Origin of the sequence: Elstera litoralis, assembly GCF_000963705.1 — a bacterium.
Taxonomy (GTDB): Bacteria; Pseudomonadota; Alphaproteobacteria; order Elsterales; family Elsteraceae; genus Elstera; species Elstera litoralis.
In genome coordinates, this window is sequence record NZ_LAJY01000171.1 from 1 (window position 1) to 2,141 (window position 2,141).

The following is a 2,141-nucleotide window of genomic DNA, read 5'->3' on the forward strand; positions in this document are numbered from 1 at the left end:
TATTTGAAGGATGCTATTGTTTGACTAAACGGTCAAGCAAAAACTTGACCATTTAGTCAGGATCTAGAAACTTAAGCCGAGGCTGCTTCGACCATTGCATGCAACAGTACATTGCAGCCCGCCGCACAGTCGCTCGCCGTGGCATTTTCCACTTCATTATGGCTAATGCCGTCTTCGCAGGGGATGAAGATCATCCCCGTGGGCGCGACGCGGTTGATGTAGCAGGCGTCGTGCCCGGCACCGCTGACGATTTCCATATGGGAGAAACCGAGGCGTTTGGTGGCATTGCGCACCGCGCCGACGCATTTTTCGTGAAAAGTCACGACCGGCGAGTGCCAAATCTGCACGAGATCGACCGTCAACCCATGCTCGGCGGCGATTTTAGCGACCGAGGCGCGCATTTCCGCGTCCATCGCCGTTAAGGCATCTTCGTTCGGATTGCGGAAATCGATGGTGAAGAACACTTTGCCGGGAATCGTATTGCGCGAGTTCGGCGTGACGTTGAGCAAGCCCACCGTCGCCCGCCCGAACGGCTTATGGGCAAGGCCGATGCGGTTGACGTCGACCACCATTTTCGCCGCGCCCACCAGCGCATCGTGCCGAATTTCCATCGGCGTCGGCCCGGCGTGGGCCTCCTGGCCGGTCAAGGTGACTTCGTACCAGCGCTGTCCCTGCGCGTGGGTGACGACGCCAATCGTCTTGGTTTCGGCTTCCAGAATCGGGCCTTGCTCGATATGGGCTTCGAAATAAGCCCCCACCGGACGCCCGCCGACGGGCAAATCGCCCGCATAGCCGATGCGCTGCAACTCTTCGCCCATCGTTTTACCGTCGAGATCGGCGCGCGACAGGCCGTAGTCCAAATCGAACACGCCCGCAAACACGCCCGAGGCCACCATAGCGGGGGCGAAACGGCTGCCTTCCTCGTTGGTCCAGACCGCGACTTCCACAGGGGCATCGGTTTCGATGCCAAAATCGTTCAAGGTGCGGACGACTTCGAGCCCGGCGAGCACGCCATAGACGCCATCGAACTTACCGCCTGTCGGCTGGCTATCCAAATGGCTGCCGGTCATCACCGGCGGCAGAGCATTATTCTTCCCCGGACGGCGGGCGAAGATATTGCCCATTTTATCGACGGAGAGGGTGCAGCCCGCTTCCCGGCACCATTTTGCGAAAAGATCGCGGCCGTCGCGGTCGAGATCGGTCAGGGCCAAGCGGCAAACGCCGCCCTTCTCCGTCGCGCCGATTTTGGCCATCTCCATCAGGCTTTGCCAAAGGCGGCCCTCGTTGACCGCCATGTTCGACCGATCTTTTGCACTGTCTGCCACGGGCCTGCTCCCTGCCGTAATCCCAAACCTGCGGAAGGGGGCAGTCGGGCAAGCCTGCCCGTTCGGGGCGATGCCCCGCTGTCCTACTCCCGCTCGAAACCCATCGTTGGCCGCGCCGGTCTAACGCCCGCGCTTTTTTACCAACACTTCCTGTTGAGCAAAAAGCAGACCAGTTTCTGACCAAACGGTCAAGAGCATGATTGTAAGGGTTTGGCGAGGCCGCCGAGGACCATTTGGGTGAGCAATTGCGCCGCCTGCTCGAAATCCGCGTCTTCCAGCGCCTCTTTTCGCAGCAGAATGGTGATTTGGGTGGCAAAATCCGAATAATGCTGCGTCGTTGCCCAAATCGTAAACAGCAGGTGGCGCGGATCGACGGGGGCAAGCTCCCCCCGGTCGATCCAGCCTTGGATGATGGCGGCTTTGGCATCGACCCAGGCGAGCAAGCGCTCTTCCAGATGCGCGCGGATCAACGGCGCACCGTTTAGAATCTCATTCGCCCAAACTTTCGACGCCTGGGGCCGGACGCGCGAATAATGCAGTTTGGCGCGAATATAGGCTTCCAGCGCGGGCCGGGCCGAATCTTTCGCATCGAAGGCCGCCGCCGACAGCCATTCTTCCAGAATATCCTTCAGCACCCGCAAATAGAGCGCTTCCTTCGTGCTGAAATAATAATGGATATTGGCTTTCGGAATCCCCGCCCGCTCGGCGATTTTAGCCGTGGTCGCCCCGTGCAGCCCATAGGTGGCGAAAACCTCTTCGGCCACCGCCAGAATTTCGGCCTCCGAGCGCGCGCGGCCCCGCCGCCCGGCGGTTGGG

The 2,141-nt window shown here is 60.3% G+C and carries 2 protein-coding genes; both read right to left on the bottom strand.

The features are described 5' to 3' along the window. Positions 1 to 71: 71 nt before the first annotated feature. Positions 72 to 1,295: a Zn-dependent hydrolase gene (locus tag VZ95_RS07800; protein WP_045775349.1), complete on the bottom strand. Its 1,224-nt coding sequence runs from the start codon at positions 1,293 to 1,295 to the stop codon at positions 72 to 74. A gap of 218 nt (positions 1,296 to 1,513) precedes the next feature. Further along, the coding region (locus VZ95_RS07805; RefSeq protein ID WP_045775350.1) for a TetR family transcriptional regulator C-terminal domain-containing protein at positions 1,514 to 2,141 on the bottom strand (628 nt) is incomplete at its 5' end.